The organism is Saprospiraceae bacterium, from assembly GCA_016710235.1.
Classification (GTDB): Bacteria; Bacteroidota; Bacteroidia; order Chitinophagales; family Saprospiraceae; genus Vicinibacter.
In genome coordinates this window covers 738597-762846 of sequence record JADJLG010000001.1, presented here as the reverse complement: position 1 = coordinate 762846, position 24250 = coordinate 738597, and the positions used below count along the sequence as shown (strand labels likewise).

Annotated in this window: 21 protein-coding genes; 10 read left to right on the top strand and 11 right to left on the bottom strand. The window is 39.0% G+C overall.

The window, feature by feature from the left end:
• From IPI99_03115 to IPI99_03095, 5 genes are read left to right on the top strand one after another with little or no spacing between them, the layout of a single operon-like run.
• Window positions 1-2907, top strand: coding sequence for a serine hydrolase (locus IPI99_03115; protein ID MBK7339502.1), 2907 nt, complete (start codon window positions 1-3; stop codon window positions 2905-2907).
• A 1-nt stretch (window position 2908) separates the two neighbouring features.
• A complete protein-coding gene (locus tag IPI99_03110) occupies window positions 2909-4138 on the top strand; it encodes an ABC transporter permease (GenBank protein MBK7339501.1) in 1230 nt (409 codons plus the stop codon).
• A gap of 6 nt (window positions 4139-4144) precedes the next feature.
• Window positions 4145-4495 (top strand): hypothetical protein, encoded by a 351-nt coding sequence (locus IPI99_03105; GenBank protein MBK7339500.1) that lies wholly within the window; start codon window positions 4145-4147, stop codon window positions 4493-4495.
• 5 nt (window positions 4496-4500) lie between these two features.
• A complete protein-coding gene (locus tag IPI99_03100) occupies window positions 4501-5169 on the top strand; it encodes a peptidylprolyl isomerase (GenBank protein MBK7339499.1) in 669 nt (222 codons plus the stop codon).
• Window positions 5170-5188: 19 nt separating this feature from the next.
• Window positions 5189-6079 (top strand): peptidylprolyl isomerase, encoded by an 891-nt coding sequence (locus tag IPI99_03095; protein ID MBK7339498.1) that lies wholly within the window; start codon window positions 5189-5191, stop codon window positions 6077-6079.
• Window positions 6080-6112: 33 nt separating this feature from the next.
• Here the strand turns inward: IPI99_03095 and IPI99_03090 are convergent, their stop codons facing one another.
• The 3 genes from IPI99_03090 to IPI99_03080 are packed head-to-tail and all read right to left on the bottom strand — an operon-like array spanning window position 6113 to window position 11253.
• The gene (locus IPI99_03090) at window positions 6113-7714 is read right to left on the bottom strand and encodes a M28 family peptidase (GenBank protein ID MBK7339497.1); all 1602 of its coding nucleotides are present in this window, start codon (window positions 7712-7714) and stop codon (window positions 6113-6115) included.
• 23 nt (window positions 7715-7737) lie between these two features.
• Window positions 7738-8169 (bottom strand): ribose 5-phosphate isomerase B, encoded by a 432-nt coding sequence (gene rpiB, locus IPI99_03085; protein MBK7339496.1) that lies wholly within the window; start codon window positions 8167-8169, stop codon window positions 7738-7740.
• Window positions 8170-8184: 15 nt separating this feature from the next.
• Window positions 8185-11253: a DUF2723 domain-containing protein gene (locus IPI99_03080; GenBank protein MBK7339495.1), complete on the bottom strand. Its 3069-nt coding sequence runs from the start codon at window positions 11251-11253 to the stop codon at window positions 8185-8187.
• A 114-nt stretch (window positions 11254-11367) separates the two neighbouring features.
• On the opposite strand from IPI99_03080, the gene IPI99_03075 reads away from it, so the two are divergent.
• The 3 genes from IPI99_03075 to thiL are packed head-to-tail and all read left to right on the top strand — an operon-like array spanning window position 11368 to window position 13350.
• The gene (locus tag IPI99_03075) at window positions 11368-11604 is read left to right on the top strand and encodes a hypothetical protein (protein MBK7339494.1); all 237 of its coding nucleotides are present in this window, start codon (window positions 11368-11370) and stop codon (window positions 11602-11604) included.
• On the top strand, window positions 11605-12306 hold the full coding sequence (locus IPI99_03070; GenBank protein MBK7339493.1) for an RluA family pseudouridine synthase: 702 nt from the start codon (window positions 11605-11607) through the stop codon (window positions 12304-12306). It begins immediately after the preceding gene.
• Window positions 12307-12312: 6 nt separating this feature from the next.
• Window positions 12313-13350, top strand: a complete 1038-nt coding sequence (gene thiL, locus IPI99_03065) for a thiamine-phosphate kinase (protein MBK7339492.1) — start codon at window positions 12313-12315, stop codon at window positions 13348-13350.
• A gap of 428 nt (window positions 13351-13778) precedes the next feature.
• Here the strand turns inward: thiL and rfbA are convergent, their stop codons facing one another.
• The 4 genes from rfbA to odhB all read right to left on the bottom strand — a co-directional run bounded on the left by rfbA (window position 13779) and on the right by odhB (window position 16958).
• Window positions 13779-14648, bottom strand: coding sequence for a glucose-1-phosphate thymidylyltransferase RfbA (rfbA, locus tag IPI99_03060; protein MBK7339491.1), 870 nt, complete (start codon window positions 14646-14648; stop codon window positions 13779-13781).
• A gap of 65 nt (window positions 14649-14713) precedes the next feature.
• Complete coding sequence (locus tag IPI99_03055) at window positions 14714-15232, bottom strand: DUF1572 family protein (protein MBK7339490.1); 519 nt, start codon at window positions 15230-15232, stop codon at window positions 14714-14716.
• Complete coding sequence (locus IPI99_03050; protein ID MBK7339489.1) at window positions 15232-15735, bottom strand: hypothetical protein; 504 nt, start codon at window positions 15733-15735, stop codon at window positions 15232-15234. Before IPI99_03050 ends, IPI99_03055 begins: the two co-directional genes overlap by 1 nt.
• Before the next feature lie 11 nt (window positions 15736-15746).
• Window positions 15747-16958: a 2-oxoglutarate dehydrogenase complex dihydrolipoyllysine-residue succinyltransferase gene (gene odhB, locus IPI99_03045; GenBank protein MBK7339488.1), complete on the bottom strand. Its 1212-nt coding sequence runs from the start codon at window positions 16956-16958 to the stop codon at window positions 15747-15749.
• 192 nt (window positions 16959-17150) lie between these two features.
• Here odhB and rmuC point away from each other — a divergent pair, with 192 nt between their 5' ends.
• Window positions 17151-18641, top strand: a complete 1491-nt coding sequence (rmuC, locus tag IPI99_03040; GenBank protein ID MBK7339487.1) for a DNA recombination protein RmuC — start codon at window positions 17151-17153, stop codon at window positions 18639-18641.
• Here the strand turns inward: rmuC and IPI99_03035 are convergent.
• From IPI99_03035 to IPI99_03020, 4 genes are all read right to left on the bottom strand, one after another.
• The gene (locus IPI99_03035) at window positions 18638-19396 is read right to left on the bottom strand and encodes a glycosyltransferase family 2 protein (GenBank protein MBK7339486.1); all 759 of its coding nucleotides are present in this window, start codon (window positions 19394-19396) and stop codon (window positions 18638-18640) included. The genes rmuC and IPI99_03035 overlap by 4 nt on opposite strands.
• A gap of 17 nt (window positions 19397-19413) precedes the next feature.
• Window positions 19414-19839 carry a DUF5606 domain-containing protein gene (locus IPI99_03030; protein ID MBK7339485.1) on the bottom strand — a complete coding sequence of 142 codons (426 nt, stop codon included), beginning with the start codon at window positions 19837-19839 and terminating at the stop codon, window positions 19414-19416.
• Window positions 19840-19901: 62 nt separating this feature from the next.
• On the bottom strand, window positions 19902-20348 hold the full coding sequence (locus IPI99_03025; GenBank protein MBK7339484.1) for a 3-dehydroquinate dehydratase: 447 nt from the start codon (window positions 20346-20348) through the stop codon (window positions 19902-19904).
• A gap of 5 nt (window positions 20349-20353) precedes the next feature.
• Complete coding sequence (locus IPI99_03020; protein MBK7339483.1) at window positions 20354-22552, bottom strand: ATP-dependent DNA helicase RecQ; 2199 nt, start codon at window positions 22550-22552, stop codon at window positions 20354-20356.
• 165 nt (window positions 22553-22717) lie between these two features.
• Between IPI99_03020 and IPI99_03015 the strand changes: the two genes are divergently transcribed.
• On the top strand, window positions 22718-24178 hold the full coding sequence (locus IPI99_03015; protein MBK7339482.1) for an aminotransferase class V-fold PLP-dependent enzyme: 1461 nt from the start codon (window positions 22718-22720) through the stop codon (window positions 24176-24178).
• Window positions 24179-24250: the final 72 nt, after the last annotated feature.

Genomic DNA, 24250 nt, shown 5'->3' with positions numbered 1-24250 from the left:
TTGATCAACAAACTGAAATATATTATATTGTTCGCCCTGACTTTGGGACAAGTCTCCGGGCAAATTCAATCGCAGGACGAATGGATTGCTGAACAAATGTACAGGATGTCAGTAAGAGAGAAAATCGGACAATTGTTTGTCATCAGAGCAAATAGTACTGACGACGAAAAGCAACAATTATCGGTTGAAAATCTGATCAGGAATTATGCAATTGGAGGAATTTGTTTTTTTCAAGGAAAAGCGAGCAAACAAATCGAATTAATTCAGAAATATCAGGTGCTTTCCAAGATACCCTTGATGATAAGTATGGATGCTGAATTTGGACCGGCAATGAGGTTGAAACAAGACGCTTTGCCTTTTCCAAAACAGCTTACACTTGGTGCAATAGATGATAATCAAATGATATTTGATATGGGCAAGGAAGTCGCAAGACAATTGCGATGTGTTGGTGTCCATATGAATTATGCACCTTGCGTGGATATATATGTGAATCCAAAGAATCCTGTCATCAACGATAGATCTTTTGGTTCTGATCGTTATGTGGTTACGGAAAAGGCATTGGCTTATATGGAAGGCATGCAAGCAGGAGGGATTTTAAATTGTCTCAAACATTTTCCGGGACATGGCGATACGGAAGTGGATTCTCATCTTGACTTGCCCTTAGTGTCACACGATAGAAGACATATGGATAGTCTGGAATTGTATCCTTACCGAATCCTGATGAATTCAAAACCTGATGCAGTCATGGTAGGTCATATTCAAATACCTGCTTTAGACACTCAGGCAAATCGAGCTACAAGCCTTTCACATAAAGTGGTATCAGAGATATTGAAGGATGAGTATCACTTTGAAGGCTTGGTGATCACAGATGCACTTGAAATGAAAGGCGTTGCCAAGCATTTTGTATCAGGAGAATTGGAACTTGAAGCTTTGAAAGCTGGAAATGATATATTGTTATTGAGCGAAAATGTTCCGGTAGCAATCGACAGGATAGAGCAAGCCATAAATTCCGGTGAAATCAGTATAGAAGATATCAACCTCAAATTGATTAAAATACTTCGTGCAAAGTGGAAACTGCAATTATATAAACCTATACTTCCTTCCGTTGAAAATATTTCAACAGAGATTAATGCCCCTGAGGCCAAAGCACTGCGCGATAAAATATATCGCAAATCCATTACTCTCATCAAGGACGATTTTCAGCAAGTGCCAATTCGTGATCTTAAGCAGAAAACACTATTTATCGCTGTTGGTGTGGACGAAGAGCCAATGTTTCTAACCCGATGTAAGAAATATTTACCTAAATCCAGAATGTTATTTTCAAAAACTCCCTCAAGTTTTAAAATCAGTGATTTAGAGTTGGCAAAGTTCGATCACATAATTATCTCAATACACAAGACTAACTATAAATTTGAAACTAATTATGGCCTTTCAGATGAAAATATTCAATTTGTCAAATCAGTATGCAAAAGTAATAAAGTCAGTCTCGTAATATTTGGAAATCCGCATGTAGCCGATTTTTTTCAGGATGCTTCTGCTCAAATTTTGTGCTATGAAGAAAACACTCTCAGTCAGGATATAACAGCTCAACTGCTATTTGGTACAGATGCTTTTACCGGGCGCTGTCCTGTTCGTTTGAAAGAAAAAACTCAGGGATCCATTATACCTTTGAAAAGACCTTCACTCCAACGTCTTGGATATGCTGAGCCGGAAGCTGTAGGTCTTGCATCTTCATTAGTTGAGAAAATTGACACTATTGCTCAACAATTGATCCAGGATCATGCTAGTCCAGGTTGCCAAATTCTGGTTGCTCGAAGAGGAAAAATAGTTTACCAAAAGAGTTTTGGATACCTCAGGTACGATTCTCTAGAGCCTGTCACTGAGAATACGATTTATGACCTGGCTTCTATTACAAAGATTGCAGCAACTGTACCCGCTTTGATGATATTGGATGACTATGGAAAAGTAAATTTGAGTTCTACACTAGCTTCATTAATTCCTTCTTTGGAAGGTTCAAATAAAGCAGATATCAAATTGAAAGATATTCTATTGCACCAATCGCGAATGGTGTCTTGGATTCCTTTTTACAAGGCTTCATTGATATCACCTGATACATTGAATATTAGGATAGATAGTTTTTATCGTACTGAACGAAATGATTCATTTCAGTTGGAGATCTGTAATCATGAGTTTATGAGGAATGATTTTTTGGATACGGTTTTCTCAAAAATTATAAATAGCAGGTTGCACACAGAAAAAAAGTATTTGTATTCCGACCTAGGATTCTACTTCATCCCACAAATTATAGGAATGATCTCTGGAAAATCATTCGAACGATTTTTGCAAGAGAGATTTTACAATACTTTAGGACTAGAAACGATGACTTTCAATCCATTGAAATCTGCTGTTCCGCTGTCACAAATTGCGCCCAGTGAATGTGATCATTATTGGAGACAAGAAGAAGTGCAAGGGTATGTCCATGATATGGGTGCAGCCATCACACATGGTATCAGTGGTCACGCAGGTTTATTTTCAAATGCAATGGATCTTGCAATTATTATGCAATGTTATTTAAATTTAGGAAATTATGGTGGACACGAATTGATTTCTTCGGGCACTGTGAGATATTATACAGCCAGAGATGGAGAATTGATGAGAAGAGGAATTGGTTTTGATCTTCCTGAACTTGGTCCTAATCTCAATCCTTATATTTCAACTTTAGCATCTCCCAAAACTTTCGGTCATCAAGGATTTACTGGTACATGTGCTTGGGTAGATCCTGATCAGGAAATCATGTATATCTTTTTATCCAATAGGACATTTCCTGATTCGTCACAGAATAAATTACATAAAAACCGCTATAGAACCAAGATCCAAGACAGTATTTACAATTCCATTCTGCCCTGACATGATTCTGCCTGCCTATATAGCTGCCAGATATATCATTTCGAAAAAATCATCTCAGGTGATCAACTGGATAACAGGCATATCTATCTTAGGAATAGCTTGTGGCACAACAGCGCTGATCCTTGTCCTCAGTGTTTTCAATGGATTTGAGGAGCTCCTGTCAGGGATGTTTAGCAAACATAATCCAGATATTAAAATCACAGTGGTACAGGGGCGGTATTTTGAAGAAGACAAGACTCTATTAAGCAAAATAACTGTGCTTGATGAAATACAGTTTGTGAGCAGGACCTTGGAGCAAACAGCGATGTTTCAATATGGAGACAATCAGGATTTCGGTATAATTAAAGGTGTTGATGAGTCTTTTCATCAGGTGTGTGGAATGGACTCTGCGCTAATTGAAGTTTCGGATTTACCTGACAAGGACAAATCCGATGATATTTATATTGCTTCAGGGATGGCTAATAAATTGGGGGTGGATATCACTAACCAAATTGAACCAGTACGGGTATATTGTCCGGGATTGAATCTGGAAAACTCAGATTGGCAACTGTCAGGTGTTCCCTATCAGGCTTTCGAACCAAGAGGCGTATATGCATTCCGCCAAGATCAGGATGCAAATTATATGATTTGCCAGCTGGACTTTTTGCGAAACTACCTGTCTTCCCCAACTGAATTAAGTGCGTATGAGATAAAACTGAAATCATCAAATGCACGTCATTCCAAAACTGTCGTCACCAAATTGAATCAGATTCTAGGATCGGATTATATTGTTAAAGACCGCATGAAACAAGATGAGGCATTTCTTAAAATTATGAAGTTGGAAAAATGGCTTTTTTTTACGCTATTCAGTCTTACCTTGATTCTGGTATCCTTTACGCTTGTTGGTACAGTTTGGATGATCGTACTAGAAAAGCGAAAGGATGTGAGCATTTTGAAGTCATTGGGTCTTGATGATCCTTATACGAAACAAATATTTCTCATGGTTGGAATCCTGGTCACAATTTGTGGGATTATTCTAGGGTTTGTAACATCATATGCATTTTATTTTTTGCAAAAAAAGTATAAACTTATTGGTGTCCCTGAAGAGTTTATTATTGATTCTTATCCGATGCAAATGAGATTTACCGATTTTATTTTGGTAGCATTGGTCGTACTGGTAATAGGAACTTTGGCGACTTTGCTACCGGTTAAAAAAGTAGGTGAAATTAAAGCAATTTTTAGGGAAGATTAGCGGATTATGGAAGAGTGGGAGTTTGAATTCAAATGGTTGGAGCTTAGACATAAAGTGAAGCAACGCATGGGCAAAACCAGCTTGCCAGATCTGAACGTTATCCTGCTCCTGATAGGGATACAGGAATATGGAAGACTCAAGACCAAATTTTCCAGAGAAGAAAAACAAGACTTGTTGCACATCGCGAGTTGCAGACTGCTTAGCCAGGATGGATTTTATAAATTTACTGGATTAGACGAAGAGGGATGGCCACATTATGAAATGCTAAAACCATTTAAACTTAAAGGTGTTAAAGAGCAGGAAATCTATTTGAAACACCTCATTATAGATTACTTTGAACGGGAATTGAATAATTAAAAGAGATGAAAATAAAATTACTGTTTGCATTTGGCTTACTCTCCATGTTGGTGTTGACAGCTTGTCAATCCGGATCCAAGAAAACTGCGAATGGAGAAACTCTGGTCATGATTGAGACAGATTATGGCAACATGAAGGTGAAACTTTATAACTCCACACCAAATCACCGTGATAATTTCATCAAACTGGCAAAAGAAGGATATTACAATGAGCTTTTGTTTCACCGTGTGATCTCAGGGTTTATGATCCAAGGCGGTGATCCACATTCAAAGAATGCGCCAGCCAATGCAATGCTTGGTGGGGGAGGTCCGGACTATAATTTAGAACCTGAATTTGGCAAGTTTCACTTCAAAGGAGCCCTGGCCGCTGCAAGACTAAGTGATCAAGCCAATCCTCGAAAACGATCTTCCGGTTCCCAATTTTATATCGTACAGGGTGGCCCTGTAAGTGCAGACATGTTACAAGGTATGGCTGCCCAAAAGGGAATAACGTATTCTCAGGAGGATTTGCAAAGGTATCAGAGTGTAGGAGGCACACCTTTTCTGGATAATGAGTACACTGTGTTCGGGGAAGTAATAGAAGGCCTGGATGTAATCGACAAAATCGCAGGACAACCTACAAATGAAGCCAATAGACCTCAACAAGATATTAGGATGAAAGTCCGTGTCCTTTAAATCGATCAAGTATAAAATTATGAATAGAGCGATATCATTAATAGCAATAGCTGCTGTTTTGTTATTTACATCTTGTAGCAGTAAGTTTTCTCAATTTTCTTCAGATAAAACTGAAGTAAAAATCCCTGAAAAAGTGAATTTCACCGCAATGAGTAAAACCGGGGATGAATATCATTGGGATTTTGGCGATGGAGAAATAAGTACAGAAAGAAATCCTCAACACCGTTTTGTCAAATCAGGACAACGTACAGTAAGCCTAACCGTAAAAAAATCAAATAAATCAAGTACAACCCAGATGAAAATGAATATCAATCCAACGGATCAGTGTCTGATCGAAATTCAGACTGAATTTGGAAATATGTTGGTAAGACTATACGACGAAACACCCCTGCACAGAGACAATATGATCAAACTTATTGAAAGTGGATTTTATAATGATTTGTTGTTTCATCGCGTGATCAATGGATTCATGATTCAAGGTGGCGACCCTGAATCTCGCAATGCACCGGCCTCAAAACAGTTGGGTGGAGGCGGTCCAAGTTATACGATCCCTGCAGAGTTTAACCCACATCTTGTCCACAAAAAAGGGGCAATCGCTGCAGCACGAACCGGTGATGCAGTGAATCCTGAAAAGCGTTCTTCCGGGTCTCAGTTTTATATTGTTCAAGGGACAAAACAATCAGAATCCGGCTTGCGTAGAATTGAAGATCAAAAGGGAATCAAATACTCCGCTGAGCAATTGAAAGCTCTGACTGAACAAGGAGGCACTCCCTTTTTGGACCAAGAGTATACGGTTTTCGGAGAAGTGATAGAAGGCTTAGAAGTTATCGACAAAATTGCAGCAACCCAAACAGGCAAATCAGACAGACCAGTGAAGGATGTAAAGATGCGAATCGTATCTATCCATTAATGAGTAAATCAGACTATTTCTTCTGTTGAAAACTTAGTTTCTATCAACCGGCAGCCGCTCATCTTGATTGGCAATGGCCCAGGCTAAATAGAAAATATGCTTGCCGATCTTTTCCATTTTACCAAAGAGTATTTTCTCACGGTCATCGGTTATCCGGTGATAGTCTTCATGCGTACCGTTGAAGAAGAAAATTGAAGGAATTCCTTTTTCAGCAAAATTGTAATGATCTGATCTAAAATAAAAGCGGTTTGGATCGTTAGCATCATTATAGGTGAAATCTAAAGTCAGTTTGCTATATTTTCTATTAATATTCAAATTAAGTTCATGCAACTGAGAGCTGAGTCGATCCGATCCTATTACATAAATATAATTTCCGTCGGTGTATTTGTCATCGATTCTTCCAACCATATCCATGTTGATATCTACTACCGTCTTATTGAGATCCAAACGAGGATTATTCACGTAATACAATGACCCCAGCAGGCCTTTTTCTTCACCGGCCATCCATAAGCAGAGAATGGATCTGCGAGGTCGATGACCATTTTGAGCTGCTTTTTGAAATGCTTCAGATATTTGCAATAATGTGCTAGATCCTGAGGCATTGTCGTCGGCACCATTGAATACCTCTGATCCTCGTTTTCCAATATGATCATAATGGGCCGATAAGATCACGATTTCGTTTTTGAGGTCAGTCCCTTCAATATACGCCATTATGTTTTGGCCTCTGACAGTTTTTTCTTCTCGATCCATCAGGACGTTCAGATTAGTTTTGACCGTTAATGTACCTGGTTTTCCTGATTTTTTTGAGCGATCTCGAAGAGCAATAACTTTGGTCAGTTTTTTACCTAACAGTTGAACAGCCATCGTTGAAGAAATGTACATTACCGGCGTACTGAGCTCGGATTCTTGGTCTTTTTTTTCAAAAACAATCGCCGGAGATAAAACTGAATTACGGTTTTCGTCTATTCGTTTTTTTAATCCATCGTCGATTACGATAATCATTTTAACTCCGTGGCTGGCTGCAGCTTTTTGTTTCAAATAGAAACTTGAAGACCATACTGAAGCCGAATTATCGTGTGTGATTTTGCTGATTCCATGTTCGTCTGTCGGTTCTCCATTGTAAATCAAGATGACCTTATTTTTGACAGTAGCATTTTTGTAATCACTATACTCCGGATCATCTATGCCGTATCCCAAATAAACGACTTCATTTGCGTCAAGCTGTAATGATCCACTTTGTGTTGGAATTACAAGATAATCCCATAGATGTCTGTACAATAGTCCATTGATTTTGATGGATAGATCATGCCAAGAAAGCCATTTTAGACCAATTTGCTGATAATAGCTGTTTTGATCCCCTATTTTTCGGACACCATATTGTGCCAATTTGCTAGAAATAAAACCTGCTGCCATTTCAATTCCCTTCGTTCCCAGTTCTCTACCTTCCATAGAGTCAGAGGCAAGAGTATATAGGATTTCTTTGAGATCAACGGAGTCGATCACCTGTGCCATTTCATGGAGCGAATCCAATGTTGGATTCAATTCGTCCGGAATAACTACTCCTGAGAAATACTGAGCGTATGACGTAAGAGATGTCTGCAAAGAAATTAAAACTGCTAAATATCTAAAGATCATTTTGAATGATGTCATTCGAGTATTCAACTACATTTCATTTTTTGAACTCGTTGCAAATGCCTTCCACCATCAAAATCGGTGCTTAAAAATATTCTGACCATTTCAATAGCCAGTATTTCACTGACAAATCTGGCTGGAATGCTGATAGTGTTTGCATCATTGTGTTGTCTAGCCAACCTGGCTGTTTCTTCATTCCAACACAGTGCACAACGAACGGATTCATGCTTGTTTGCAGTAATGGCAGCTCCATTACCACTGCCACAAAGCACTATCCCTTTGTCTGCAATTCCTTTATCCAAATCATTGCCGACTGGATGCACATAATCTGGAAAGTCCACAGAGTTTTCTGAGAAAGTCCCGTGATCATTTACCTCATGTCCATCGGCGATTAAAGCTGCGATGATCGCAGCTTTATACCTGTAACCTGCATGGTCAGAGCCAATGGAAATTTTCATGACTGCTGATGTTTATTAATTCGGCATAGATGCCGGAATGTATTTTTTCAATTGACTTTCAATAGCTGTTCCGAAACTTGGATCAATGAGTTTGGCTCGTTGAATAATTTCAGGTACACTGCTTTGTGTAAATGCTTGATCTTGCTCAAAACCTCCCTGTATTTCATCCGGTGATAAGGTCGAATAGAATTCCAACATATCCAGAGTTTCGTCAGCCAATGTCTGGATTTGTTTTTGGCCTTCCGTTTTATTACCTGCAGCTATGAGATTATCTACAAACGGCAATACTCGAGCATCATATTGGAAGTTCATATTTGGAAAAACTTCAAAAAATTTCGCAGCTACTTTACCCGCTCTTTCCAAATCTCCTTTGCGTTGTAAGCCCTCGGCAAGTCTCATCATCACCATACGGATAGCCTGTACACTCGGTGCATAGGAATGATCGACAAATAATTGTTTTTTGTCAAAATTTCCCCACTTGTATTTATTCATGACAACGTCATAAGTGAAATCCAGATCCATTTTTCCTGCACCATAGATAGACATATTTTTTTCGCTTATTGATTTTACAGGTACAATCCTGAGCGCCATACCATCCATGTTCACATAGTCACTGAGTCCCATTAGTTTTTCACCATGACAAGTTACAGAAAAGTAAATTGGTCTGTCAGCTATGTTTGAGTATAAAATATCTAAAATGGCCAACTCGTCTTTGGTGATATACGATTTGCCGGAAAGATTAATTGGAATTTTTGAAACCACATTTGAATCTGCGGCTGTAATCATTCCTGATTTCAATGCTACATCTGTAGGAATATTGAGCGAAACGAAATGTGTTGGCATGAAAGACTCAAATTCCCTGCCCCCACCTCCTGAAAGTTTATGGTCTTCACCGATAAATTTCAGAAACGCGCCTAAGTCCATTTCTCTGTCCAAATTGCCTTTTCCTTCGGGATCTTCCGGATTGTAGTAATAAATCTGATTGCGCAACATCCCACGGTATTGACTGGACGGAATTGACATTTTAACAGGAGCAGAATCATTTATTTTTCTCCTCTGTGAATCAATATACCAATCCACCGCGATAAGACTCAGGTTGATAACTCTCACGTCTCTACGTACACCTTCCACTTCCTGTGCATACCATACCGGATAAGTATCGTTGTCACCATAAGTAAATAGAATAGCATTAGGTCTACAACTTTCCAAGATATTGATTGCATAATCTCTGGCAGCTGTTATGCCATTTCGTCCCAGATCATCCATGTTTTTGGAAGCCATGATTACCGGTGCCGTAAGAGCGAGGGCAATCGCGACACCAGCTGAAGCCATACCTGCTACTTTTGCTTTTGAACTTAAGATTTCATAAAGTTGAAGTACCCCCATTCCTATCCATACACAGAAAATCATAAACGATCCAATGAGTACATAATCTCTTTCGCGGGGTTCATTAGGTGGTGAGTTGTTAAAGAAACAAAGCCCAAGTCCCGCAAGTAACCACATGGAAAATAAAGCCCAAAATTCCTGGCGACCTTTTCTGAAATTGTAAATAACACCTAATATTCCAAGTATTAATGGTAGGAAATAATATCCGTTTCTGGACTGATCTTCGCGAATTACGCGAGGAAGCCTATCCTGGTTATAAAGTTTGCCGCTGTCGAAAGCCTTGATTCCTGTAAACCAGTTACCATCTTTTACATTCCAGGGGTAAAATCCTTGTTCTGCATTTTGCCTACCGACAAAATTCCACATGAAATATCTCCAATACATCCAACCGAACTGATAGTTCCACATGAATTTTAGGTTGTAAGCCATTGAAGGTGTACCTTCTTTTTTCCCTGTCAGGTAGTCCATCCACATCCGATGTAACTGTGTACGTCCCTGATCATTATGACTGATACGAGGGAGAAACATTTCATCTTTTTTAGAGAATACGTAATCCATTTTACGATCCACAACAGCATATTTATTTCCCAGGCGTCCCCACCTGTCCTCTGATGTCATATCTATTGGTCTGGCATCGAAATGTGGACCTTTTAAAAGCGGCCTCTCACCGTATTGCTCACGATTCAAGTATGGCAATAGTCTCATCACATCAGTAGGAGCATTCATATTGATCGGAGGGTTGGCATTTGCGCGAATTAACACAACGCCAACTGAAGAAAAGGATATTGTGAGTACAAGGAGAGTGAATACCAGTTTGTGCCCAAGATCATTACCTTTTTTCTTGAAATAACCGAAGGCCCAATAGAATAATCCGCCGATGACCAAAATGGTTGGAATAAGTCCACTGTGGAATGGCAAACCCAAAGAATTTACCATGAATTTATCAAAGAAAGCCCACAGTGATGGAATTCCTGAGATAATGATTTTTTGAAATAAGACTGTAGAAACAACCCCTGCCAATGCCGCAAGGATTAGGCCCAGATAACTGTGTTTTTTAAATTCTTTGTAATAAATAAATATGGCTATAAGAGGGAAAGTCAGCAAGCTCAACAAATGGACACCTATAGACAAACCTGTTGCATATAGAGCAAATATCAACCATTTGTCATTTGACGGACTATCCTCTTTGTAATACCATTTTGTAGCAGCCCATAAAGTGAGACCTGTAAACATTGTTGACATCGCGTATACCTCACCTTCTACTGCAGAAAACCAAATCGAAGTACTGAATGCTGTAACCAAACCTGTAACCAATCCTGCTCCACAAACAGCTATGTCGGCCGGCCCTTCCGGATTTTTTCCGCGTCCAAATACCATGATTCGTCCTAACATAATGGTCATCCAAGCTAAGCACATTGCAGCTATGGACGTGCTGAGTGCAGACATAAGGTTGACACTAAATGCGATATCTGAAGGATTATTACTGATCAAGCTTGCTACCCAGGTAAATAATCTACCGGTCATAAGAAACAAAGATGCTCCCGGTGGATGCACTATTTGAAGTTTGTAAGCTCCTAAAACAAACTCTCCACAGTCCCATAAACTCCCAGTCCTTTCTACTGCAAAAAAATACACGATGAAGGTTACCAAAAACACCAGCCACCCTGTGAAATTAGCGCGATTTGTTAAAACATTCATTTGAAAATGAGTTGATTATAAATATAGTAAAATTATATTTTAAAAATATTCCTGTAAAAGTAGCAAAAGTCCGCCAGTCCTTTACACTTTACGCGATTAAATAGGCTCTGACGCATGACTGCTTCGGAAAAAATACCAATAAATAACGCAGGATTGAACTATTTCGTACAGTTCACATTGATTAAATTAAATCCTCTCCTCATGGTCAGATTGCTCATTGTCATATTGGCAGCTTATGGTGTCTATACCCTGTACAACAAGTTCATTGCCGTCAACCGCGCCTTAACAGAACAGGAAAATAAATCAAAGAACATAGGGTTTACAGACTACGAAGAAGTTGAGAAAAAGTAAATGGAAGAAATCAAGAAAGTTCCGATTTCGGAATTGATTCTATACAAGGATCATCACATCGTTGCAGTCAATAAACCTCCCGGAATGCCTTCCCAAGAAGATCCGTCCGGAGATAAAAGTGTACTAAGACTAGCAGAAATTTACACCAAGCAAAAACTCTTTTTGTGCAACCGGCTGGATAGGCCGGTAAGCGGGGTGATCTTACTTGGAAAATCACCCCGAATCCAAACAATATTTCAAGATCAAATGCAACAAGGGCTTTGGAAGAAGTCTTATATCGCAATAGTCCCTTATGATGAAGGTGATTTCCCTACCAGCTTAAAGCATTTCGTAAAAAAGTCCGGACAAAAAGCTCAAATAAGGGATGATGAGGCCGAATCCTATCAAGCTGCAGAGCTGCAATGCATTTCTTTGGCTACTTCTGACAAATACAGGCTGTTGGAACTTAGGACCGGCAGTGGTAAGTTCCACCAGATCAGAGCACAACTTGCTCATTCAGGATTCCCAATAAGGGGAGATGTAAAGTATGGTGCGCGGCGAAGCAACAAGGACAGGAGCATTGGATTGCATGCTTGGAAGATTAGTCTATATCATCCAATCACGCAGCAAGAAATGAATATTGTCACTCCTGTACCCACACATGATATATGGCCTGTGTTTGCCTCAAATATTGAGGCTTTGATTCAAACTCAAACAAATTAGTTTTTCATGGAGAATCAGGAAATAAACCGCACAGAAATCAATGACCTGGGTGAGTTCAAGTTGATTGAATTATTGACACAGGATTTTGATTTGAAAAAATCCTCCAGTGTGTTGGGTATCGGTGATGATGCAGCGGTGATCCAACCTCCTCAAGGCAATATGGTAATGACAACAGATTTGTTGGTCGAAGGAATTCATTTTGATATGACATATACTCCTCTCAAATATCTGGGATATAAAGCAGTGGTTGTCAATCTTTCCGATATATATGCGATGAACGCTATAGCGACTCAGATCACAGTATCGATTGCAGTTTCTAACCGCTATTCAGTTGAAGCATTAGCTGAATTGTATGAAGGAATTAGAGAGGCTTGCGAGGTTTATAAGGTTGATCTTGTAGGGGGTGATACGACATCATCACCAAAGGGATTAGTTATTTCTGTGACAGCAATAGGTTTTCAACAAAAAGAAAAAATCGTGACCCGCTCAGGTGCTCGCGAAGGTGACCAAATTTTTGTGAGTGGCTATTTAGGATCTGCTTATTTGGGTATGCTGTTGCTGGAGCGTGAGAAGCAGATTTTCCTGGAAAATCCACAGATCAAACCTGATCTGGAAGGTAAAGATTATCTGGTAGAGAGATTTCTCAAGCCGGAAGCTCGAAAAGATAGTGTCGCTTGGCTGGAAAAAATGGCGGTAGTGCCTAGCGCAATGATGGATTTGTCAGACGGACTTTCCTCCGACTTGATGCATATTTGTAGACGATCTTCCTGTGGTGCAGAGGTGTTTGAAGATTCTCTTCCGATTCATCAGGATGCTTCTATGCTGGCTTTTCAATTTCAAATGGACCCGATAACATGTGCATTGCATGGTGGTGAAGATTATGAATTATTATTTGTAATTAAACCTGAGGATACGGATAAACTAAAATATTTACCGGAATTTTATCATATCGGTGAGATTAAAAATCAGGAAACAGGCATCCAATTGCGAAGTAAATCAGGCAAATTGCATCCATTGCAAGCACAAGGCTGGAAGCACTTTTGAATGAATATGTAATTCAATTTTTTTGTTGATTCAATATTGAGAGCCAAATTGAATTTATTATTAAAATCAAGCATTTTAGGAGATTCGCAAGTAGAAATTTTTTTTAAAAAATGTTAAGTGAAGCTGTTCTTGGTTTTTTTATCATTAGGTGAAATCGCTCACTCAATTTTCGTTTTGCGAATCCACTCGGTCACATCTAATCCCAATACCTTATTGCCCAGTGGATTCTAACAAGGATCCCACATGCAAAATCCGGGTTTACATAATTTTTTTGTCTTTAACTTTTGAAAATAATCAAAAGAAACCATTTATTTAGGTTTTATCCGGAATCAAAAAAAGTTCATGTGTAAATTAGCTTTCGATTGAAATAATTCATCTCATCTTCAATCTGTATAACCGTTCTGCTATTTTTTATATTAAAAAGTGCGTTAATCCAAACTTTTGAGTAGTTGAATTAGGTATTCACCATAAATACTTTTTTTTAATTTTTCTGCTTCCGCACTGAGTTGACTTCTTGTAATAAAACCCATCGTATATGCAACCTCTTCAATGCAGCCTATTTTTAATCCTTGTCTGTCTTCTATGACTTGAATGAAGTGGGATGCATGCATTAAAGACTCATGAGTACCTGTGTCCAGCCAAGCCACGCCTCTTCCAAGTACACCTACTTTTAATTTACCCATTCTCAAATATTCTCTGTTGACATCAGTGATCTCATATTCTCCTCTTGCACTGGGTTGAAGGTTTTTTGCAATTTCGATGACGCTGTTATCATAAAAATAAATGCCAGGTACAGCATAATGCGATTTTGGGGATTTAGGTTTTTCTTCTATTGATAAGGCATTAAAATTTTGATCAAATTCAACCACACCATAGCGTTCCGGATCTTTTACCTGATATGCAAAAACTATCCCACCATTGGGATTTGCGCTTTCACGTAGCAATTCAGGGAATTTATGTCCGTAAAAAATATTGTCACCTAAAACGAGACATACACTGTCGTCACCGATGAATTCAGCACCAAGTACAAAAGCCTGAGCCAATCCATTGGGTATAGCTTGTTCCTTGTATTGGATATTTAATCCGATCTGTTTTCCATCTCCAAATAATTGAGCAAAAGATGGCAAATCACGCGGTGTAGATATAATCAGTACATCTCTGATACCAGCCAACATCAGAGTGGACAATGGATAATAAATCATCGGCTTGTCATATACTGGCATCAGCTGCTTGCTGACCGCAAGTGTGCTCGGAAATAATCTAGTACCTTGCCCTCCTGCTAAAATAATTCCTTTCATTTTTGTTCCTATCTTTGAATATTGAAGTTTGTGTTTTATATTTCAATATAATTTATCCTTCTTGCTTATTCCTTTTTTTCGGTAAAATCCAGTTTTTGATCATTATAAAACTTCAGATCTTTGTCGGTAATCATTTTGGTGAGAAAAATGATCTGACCGGTATGATATGAAAAGTGTTCTATCACATGGACAATTATTTCTATTGAGTTGAGATGATAAATTTGAATCTCAAATAATTTGTTCCACTCATTTTCATCCAAATTTTGAATCGCCCGATCCGCTTCAAGAATGGTCTTCTTCAAATTCAGTAATAGTTCTGCTTTACTTTTGTTAATAGGATATGCAAATTCAGAATTCCTGTCACGAAAACCATTACCAGACCAAGTATGTAATATATATTGCTTGACATTTCCGTTGAGATGTTCCAGCTGGTTTGCTATAGAATTGCAATGTACGTTTGGACGAAATTGAATGTCCTCCTCATCCAGTAATTGTAGGCAAGATTCTATTTTTGAAAAGTTCTCATCAATTACTCTTTGGGTAAATTGCAGTTTAAGAAAGTCGAAAACAGGATTTGCTGACATCAGCTGACCAATTTTTTGGTAAAAAATCTCACGAGTAAAACGGCTGCTACTATGAGTAATAATACTACCGGAAAAGGCATAAAACTGATGGAATAAATATGGGTGCGGTCGAGAACCCACATCATCGTCAAAATAATTCCAATGATCATGGCAAGTCCACTTAACTTGTCAAAACCCGGAATATAATCTAGGTCCACTTGTCTTCGAATCAACCATAGTGTGAAGATCATAGAAAGTATTGGAAATACCTGGATTAGAAGATCACTGTCCATGATACTCCTTCTCTCAAAAAAGAAGAAATATACATTTAATGTGACAGCAAAAATTCCAGGAATAGTTACAGCATAAATTAGAAAGCTGTATAAATTTTTCCAGGGGGAGAGATATGCCTCATCCTTTGCAAAAACCCCAGCAAGGAATGCCAATGCAGGAATCCCCAAAAAGTAAATCCAAAGAAACGATGGATTCTGTTGCACCCAATCAAAAAAATCCCGAAGCGTCATACCATGATAATTTATAAATGCAAAAATAAGCTCATCGGATCTTCGAGTAAAGATTTTACTCTGACGAGGAAAGTTACTGAGGAACTACCGTCGATCACTCGATGATCATATGAAAGCGCAAGATACATCATTGGTCTGATTACTACCTGGCCATTTAGAGCGATTGGTCTTTCTTTAATAGCGTGCATCCCCAGAATAGCAGATTGCGGTTCATTCAATATTGGAGTGCTCATGAGAGAGCCAAATACTCCTCCATTAGTAATTGTAAAAGTGCCACCAGTCATCTCTTCCAAACTCAAGCTACTGGTGCGGGCTTTTTCAGCGAGGACCTTTAATTGTAACTCGAATTCATGTAAAGAGATAGATTCCACATTTTTAATAGGAGGGACGACAAGTCCTGAGGGTGTAGAAATGGCTATAGCAATATCTGCATAATCGTGGTAGATGATTTCGTCTTCTTCGATAAAAGCGTTGACTTCAGGCATCTCCATCAAAACTTGAGCACAGGCTTTTGCAAACAAAGACATAAATCCGATCTTGATACCGTATTTTTTTTGATAAGCTTCATTGTAGCGATTGCGTAATGTGATCAGTTCTGTCATGTCTACCTCATTAAAAGTCGTCAACATAGCAGTCTCATTTTTGACCTTTACCAATCGTTTGGCAATGGTTCGCCGCATTCTGGATAATTTTTGTCTGCGGTCTGTTCTAGCTCCCGAAGGAAAGCTGGCTTTAGGGGCATGATACGGAGGTGTGGCAGTCTTCAGATCTTGGGATGCAATGTCTGTTATGGCTACAGTCGCAGATACAACGTCAGATTTAGTGATTCGACCTTCCTTTCCTGTCCCTTCAATTTGATCCGGCTGAAGCTGCCTTTCCCGCATCAATTTTTCGGCAGAAGGTGAGGCGATTGACTCTTTTGTAGAAGTTTGTGTTTTTTCAGCTGGAGCGGATGCAGTATTGTCGCCCGGCGATACAGTCTTTTCTTCTTTTTCCGTATCGATCAAGGCAACCAGGTCTCCAATTTTAAGATCCTGACCTATGTCTGCTTTCCAGTGGATGACACCCGCTTTTTCAGCCGGCAATTCAAATGTGGCCTTTTCAGATTCAAATTCACAGATGGCCTCATCCATTTTTACGAAAGAACCTTCGGATTTCAGAATTTTGATAAGGGTCACCTCAGTTACGGATTCTCCTACAGACGGAACTTTGACTTCTAGCATGGGCTTTTAATTTTTACAAAATTACTATAAAGCGTAAGTAATGTGAATTAATATTAAGTAAGCTTAATTTATATATTAATTTAATTAAATATGTGAAACATTTTCAAATCTGATCTTTTGCCGGACGATTGATTCCTTTTGCTTATCTTTCCCCAGCGAAACCCTTAATGGACTCACTACAATAACCAAGAAATGGAATCTCTCATTTACGGACTGATAGGGCTTTTGATCGGAATGGTGCTCTTCTTGTTAAACAAGCTCAGTTCTGTGCCCAAAAGTCAATTTGATGAGCTCTCAAAAAAGTGGGCAGATCTTCAGATGGAAAGTAAATTGGTCCAAGATAGGTTCTCTCATTTAATTTCGGACCATAAGTCACTTGGGGATCAACTTCAGATGAAAAGAGACGAGAGCCAAAAACTAAATTCTGACAATGTGCAACTCCAAACCAGACTGGATCACGGTTCACAGCAATGGAAACTACTGCAACAGGATCTTGAAAAGGAACGCTTGCTCAATCAACAACAACAAAATCAGCTCCAACAACTATCAAGAAGCATTACAGAGTTTAGCTCACAAAATAAGTTTCTTCAGGAAAAACTCGAATCACAAAAACAGGAAGTTGAAGAATTGAGGAAGCAGAGTATCCTTGAATTTCAAAATTTGGCCAATCAGATCATGGAAGAAAAATCCCAAAAATTTACATTGGCGAATAAAGAAAATTTAGAAACAATTCTCAAACCATTGGGTGAAAACATTCATCAATTCAAGCAAAAAGTTGAAGAGACATATGATAAGGAATCTAAACAAAGGTTTTCGTTAGAAGAGAAGGTGAAGGATCTCATTGAAATGAATAATAAACTTTCTCAGGAAGCGCATAATTTATCTTCAGCTCTCAGAGGTCAAGCAAAAAAACAGGGTAACTGGGGAGAAATGATTCTTGAAAGTATTTTGGAAAAATCCGGACTTCAGAAAAATCGAGAATACAAGGTTCAGGAAACTTTGTATGATGAGCATGGAAAAATGCTTAGACCGGATGTGATCATCTACCTTCCTGAAAATCGAACGATCATCATTGACTCAAAGGTATCATTGATTGCTTACGATAGGTTCAACTCAGAAGACGATAAACCAACACAGGACATTTATTTGCAACAACATGTACAGTCTGTTCGTCAACACATCGACGATCTGGCAAAGAAAAAGTATGATACACTAACCTCCGGATTAGATTTTACAATGTTATTTATTCCTATTGAACCGGCATATATTCTAGCGGTTCAGGAAGATAATGAATTGTGGAATTATGCCTACCAGAAAAGGATTTTGTTGATTTCACCAACCAATTTGATAGCAGCGCTTAAGTTGGTTACAGATCTTTGGAAAAGAGAACAACAAAGTAGAAATGCAGCTGAGATTGCAAAACAAGGTGAGAGACTTTATGAAAAAATCGTAGGATTCCTGGAAAGCATGGAAGATATTGGAAAACATATCAATAAGAGTCAGGAGATGTATTTAAAAGCAATAGGCCAATTGCGCGATGGGCGTGGAAATCTAGTCAATCAAGCAGAAAAATTAAAAAAACTTGGAGTTAAGTCTAACAAAGAAATTCCTTCAAATTTACTTGCTTTTGATGATGAGGAAGAGGATGAAGCAACTGATCAAAAAAAGCTTGGACAATTCTAATAAATCGAATTGTCTTTTTGATAAAGTTTTGATTTTAATAATCCAAACTTTTGTAATCTGTGGACTATAGAAACACGTAACACACCAAGACCGTAAACCACACTTCTTTTGAAATTGATAGATGAAGCTTCGTCGAAATATTTGGTAGGGCAACTAATTTCAGCAATTGAATAATCGAAATAAATAATTTGCGACAACATTTCATTGTCAAATACGAAGTCATCCGAATTCTGATTGAATGGTATATTTTGCAGCACCTCTCTGGAAAAGGCTCTGTAACCGGTATGATACTCTGACAATTTATATCCGCAGAGAAAATTCTGTGATAAGGTCAGGAAACGATTGAAAATATATTTGTAAATAGGCATGCCTCCTTTTAATGCACCTACACCTAGTATCCGTGAACCAAGAACTACATCATACAATTGCTCTCCAATAATATTCACCATGGAAGGAATAAGTTTTGGGGTGTATTGATAATCAGGATGAAGCATGATGATGATGTCAGCGCCGATCTCAAGAGCTTTGTTGTAAAGTGTTTTCTGATTTCCACCATAGCCTTTATTTTGTTCATGTCGGATGCAATATTGGATGCCGAGAGATCTCCCAATATCAAAGGTATTGTCCTTGCTTGCATCATCGCAAAGAATGATGTCGTCTACAATGTCCATTGGAATTTCCCGGAAGGTGCGCTCCAAAGTGAGTGATGCATTGTAAGCAGGTAAAACGACAGCGACTCTTTTGTTTTTATACATGATTTCGAATGCTTGAATCAATCAGTTTTTTCTGGTGGATTTGAGGTATTATCTTCTGGTACGATGAGTTGGTGAGATTTTAATTGATGATACCATTTAAGACATTTTTTCATATCTCTTGGTCTTACACGATATGGATCATGTTCCGGTAAAGCAATCTGAAAAAACTCTTTGATCACATTATCGGCTTCATCATGTGATGGAATCTTTGTATTTTTTTCAAACTCCACAAATTTTTCGTAAACGTCTTTGAGAGCGATCGTTTCTCCAAGAGTATAAATTCCCATACTTTCAAGTGGTGCGAATTCAGAATTTCGGGAGGAATAAAAATTAGTCTTTCCATTAGTCAGATCTTCTAATACAAGGCCATTCGATCTTGACGATATCAACTTGTATAAACCCGGTTGACCACTGACTGCAACTATTTGCTCTATTGAAACCATAATTTATTTTCAAATAAAAACTCAAAGATAAAATTTTGTCTTAAACATGAAAAGTGGATATTTTAAACCAATTGATCTGCATGAATAAATTCAAGCAGACGTTCCACTCCTATCGCATAACCACCCACACCCATACCTATGATTCTTGTATAGCACAACGGATGAATCAAAGAGTGATGCCTGAAAGATTCACGTGCAGTGATGTCAGAAATATGGACTTCCACTACTGGAATTTTTAACATACTGAGTGCATCAAAGATACTTACAGAAGTATGCGTATATCCACCCGGATTGATGATAAGACCTTGCACTTCAGATCCGATTAACGATTGAATAGCATCGATGATTTGATTTTCATCGTTAGATTGATATTGGCTAAACTTGCATCGTGGAAACTGTTGAATAAGGCCATCTAAAATATCCTGCAAATTTTGAGACCCATATATTTCAGGATCTCTCTGCCCGAGAAAATTCAGATTGGGTCCCTGTATGATACAAATTTTGATCATGCTGATCAATTGACCATTTCAGATAAAAACTTCAAACGTATGAGTCTTATTTCTTCAAAAGTGATATCATCCTCTTTCAATGCGCGATAAGCTTCTTCTGCCGAATCTGAGTCTGCCGTCGAAAAATATTCGTAAATATCCTGTTTATTGTATTCATCAACATTGTCTTCAATATAATAATCGATATCGAGTTTGGTACCTGAACTTACGATCATGTTGAGCTCATCCATAAGTTCTTCCATATTCATCTGGACATTTCTGCAAATATCTTCGAAGGGAATTTTTTTGTCAATTCCTTTGATGATTTCAATTTTAAATTTGGATTTGTCAGCTACCTGTTTGACTACAAAATCATCGGGTCTCTGTATATCATTTTCTTCTACATATTTTTGAATGAATTCAATAAAAGCGTTTCCGTATCGTTCCGCTTTACCTTTATTCACTCCGGATATTTTACAAAGATCCTCTATAGAGATAGGATAGCGTGTGGCCATTTCTTCCAGAGAAGGATCAAAAAATACAACCCATGGTTTTACATTGAATTTCTTTGCTACTTGTAAACGTATATCCTTTAGGGTAGCAAACAATGCTGGGTCCAGAGCCACACCTTGTGCAGGTGCACTGTCTTCCTCAAAACTGGAAGTGACCTCATAATTATGGTTAATAGATATCTCTACTTTAATTGGTTTGGTGAGGTATTCTTGGCCTTTCTCACTGATTTTCAAAACTCCATAAGATTCGATATCCTTAATGAGATATCCCATGAGAATTGCTTGCCTGATCAAAGAATACCAGAAAAGACTTCCTTGGGTTTCACCTGCACCAAACAGTTCATGTGAATCCAGTTCATAGTCCAGAATATCTTTTGTTTTTACTCCACAGATGAATTCTACCACCGGTTTGATGGTGAAATTTTGATTGAGAGCCAGTATTGTTTTGAGAGCTAGTTCTAGTTCAGATTTGACCTCCTGAGATTGCTTAGGATGTTTGCAATTGTCACACATTTGATGACAGGTCTCAGACTCGAATTCTTCTCCAAAATAATGTAATACAAATTTACGTCTGCAAACCGGACTTTCTACGTACGCCAACACTTCATCCAAGAGTTGAGCGCCCATTTCTCTTTCTGATGCGGGCTTGTCTCTAAGGAATTTTTCAAGTCTTACAAGATCAGCATTTGCAAAAAATGCATAGCAATCTCCGACCATTCCATCACGTCCTGACCTGCCGGTTTCCTGGTAGTAGTTTTCCAGTGATTTTGGAATATCGTAATGGATGACAAATCTCACGTCGGGCTTATCAATACCCATTCCAAAGGCTATCGTTGCACAAATGACATCAATCTCTTCCATTAAAAAATCATCTTGCACTTGACTGCGTGCTTTAGAGTCCATACCGGCATGATAAGGGGCTGCTTTGATACCATTGACTTGTAAAATCTGTGCTATATCTTCAGTGGTCTTCCGTGCCTGAACATAGATGATCCCGCTATGGCCGGGATGCGCTTTGATGATTTGGATGATCTGGCGTATCGTCTGCTCTTTATTGATTTTGGGCCTTACTTCATAATATAAGTTGGGCCGGTTGAATGATGACATGAAAATACCGGGGTCTTTCATCTCAAGGCTCTTGACAATGTCCACCTGTACCTTAGGGGTTGCAGTTGCTGTCAGTGCAATGATCGGGATGCGATGGTCTATAGAGTTGATCATATCCCTTATTCTTCTGTAATCCGGTCTGAAGTCATGTCCCCACTCCGAAATACAATGAGCCTCATCTACAGCGACAAAAGACAGATCTACGCTGCTAAGAAATTCTATGGTTTCGTCTTTTTGGAGCGTTTCCGGCGCTACATAGAGGAGCTTTGTTTTAGCGCGGATGATATCGTCTTTTACTTGTTTGATCTCACCCCGGTTGAGAGAAGAGTTCAAAAAATGAGCAACTTCATCCGTTTGTCCATAACCACGGATAGAATCCACTTGGTTTTTCATCAAGGCGATGAGGGGTGAAATGATAATGGCTGTACCTGGCATCATTAATGCCGGTAGCTGATAACACATTGACTTGCCTCCACCCGTGGGCATGATGACGAAAGTGTCTCTTCCTGCCAGTACACTTTGTATGATCGGTTCCTGATTCCCTTTAAAGGATTCAAATCCAAAGTGAAACTTTAGGGCTTCGTAAATTTTTTCTTCGTAAGGCATGATTTCTGAGATGTAGGCCTTTCCATTTTTTTCCTTAGATGGAAAGGGTTTAAAAATACGTATTAGAATACAAATTGTTGTAAATTTTTTATAAAAAAATAAATAAAGTGCGGTATCATATGGAGTTCATCCGAATTTGAATATATTGCCTTTTTCTACCTTGCAATGTCAGATGAATTACGTGAAAATATAGCTTCTCTTGAGCGTCAATCCTTGGTTTTAGAACCGGATTCTTCTCAGAGAAATGAATTGAGCCAGGCTGTGCAAAGTTTCGCAGAAAATTTTCTGGAATCTTTAGAAGAAGGAAATGCCTACCAGACATTTGACAGCGTAAAAGGATATTTTAAATTGAACGACAGTCCTGTGTCCACTGAGGATATGTTGGATGAACTGCGTAAAGGTATGCTCGACCATGGATTGAATCCTGCTTCAGGTGGTCATCTTGGTTATATACCCGGAGGAGGACTATTTGCCTCAGCTTGCGGAGACTTCCTCGCGGCAATTACAAATCAGTATGCAGGCATCAGTTATGGTGGTCCGGGAGCTGTGAGAATTGAGAATGAGTTGATCCGATGGCTCTGTGATCTCATGTCATATCCTTCAACTGCCCACGGCAATCTGACCAGCGGAGGATCGATCGCCAATCTCATCGCTATCGTCACAGCGCGGGAATCTAAAGCTATAAAGTCATCCCAGATCTCTGAGACTTGCATATATCTGAGTTCTCAAGTGCATCATTGTGTTCATAAGGCGATTCGGATCGCCGGTTTAGCGGAGGCCGGACTCAGAATTGTACCTCTGGATGGGCATTTTCGGATGGACGCGGGTGCTTTGGAAGAGATGCTTCATCATGATATTACTTCCGGTCTCAGACCATTTCTGGTAGTTGCGAGTGCCGGTACTACGGATACGGGTGCCATTGATCCATTGGATAGAATAGCCGATCTTGCTGGCGAGCATGGCCTTTGGTTCCATGTTGATGCTGCTTATGGTGGTTTTTTTAGACATTCCCATTTATCTCATCCGGATTTCGGGAAAGTAAGCGCTGCTTTTGCCGGTATAGAAAGGTCGGATTCTGTGGTGGTGGACCCTCACAAAGGTCTTTTTCTTCCTTATGGTCTGGGAGCTGTCCTCATCAAGGATATGGCCTCAATGTACAGAGCTCATTACTATCGCGCTGCATATATGCAGGATAGTCTGGGAGTGACTGAGGAGTGGAGTCCTGCGGACCTCTCACCGGAATTGACTAAGCATTTTAGAGGCCTTCGTTTATGGTTGCCCTTGAAAATGTATGGATTTGAGCCATTTTTAGCTGCTTTGGATGAGAAGCTGCTGTTGTGTCGGTATTTTTATCGCGAAGTGAGGAATCTGGGATTTGAAACCGGCCCATTTCCTGATCTTTCTGTTTGTATCTATCGCTATGTGCCTGCCGACCGTGATGCCAATGCTTTCAATGAATTGCTTGTCAGGGAGATTGTGAAGCATGGACGAGTTTTCGTCTCTTCCACCACGATTGACGAAATTTTTTGGATCCGTATCGCGATTTTAAGTTTTCGGACTCATATTAGACTCATTGACGAGTATCTGTTCCTCTTGAAGGACTACGTCCACCGGCTTCTGGCTTAGCAATGTGCACTTTTTGCTGCGGCAATCCGATTCTTTTTTCAACCACCCAAACAATTTTTATTTTTAGTCGAA